The following is a 271-nucleotide window of genomic DNA, read 5'->3' as shown; positions in this document are numbered from 1 at the left end:
CCGGTTACTCATTTTGAGCGACCGAGTCATTATAAACGTAAACAAATACGCTCAATGGGGCGAGTGGCGCTTATGTCAACACGCGCTACAGAGTGCGCGTTAGAGCAAGCCCAGTTACTCAATCATAGTAGCTTAACCGATGGCTCTACGGGGGTTTCTTATGGTTCATCTATAGGGTCAACCCCGCCGTTACTCGCGTTTGCTAATATGATGGAGTCGGGCTCTATGTCTGGGGTAACAGCCACTAGTTATATTCAAATGATGGCGCATA

General features: G+C 48.0%; 1 pseudogene. It reads left to right on the top strand.

Going from position 1 to position 271, the window contains the following annotated elements:
* Window positions 1-271 (top strand): annotated as a pseudogene (locus AAEY62_RS22480) (beta-ketoacyl-ACP synthase); the annotation flags it as partial.

Source organism: Pseudoalteromonas sp. GW168-MNA-CIBAN-0100, assembly GCF_040309225.1.
Taxonomy (GTDB): Bacteria; Pseudomonadota; Gammaproteobacteria; order Enterobacterales; family Alteromonadaceae; genus Pseudoalteromonas; species Pseudoalteromonas arctica.
Note: the sequence above shows the minus strand (reverse complement) of the source record. Positions and strands in the feature narration are given on the sequence as shown.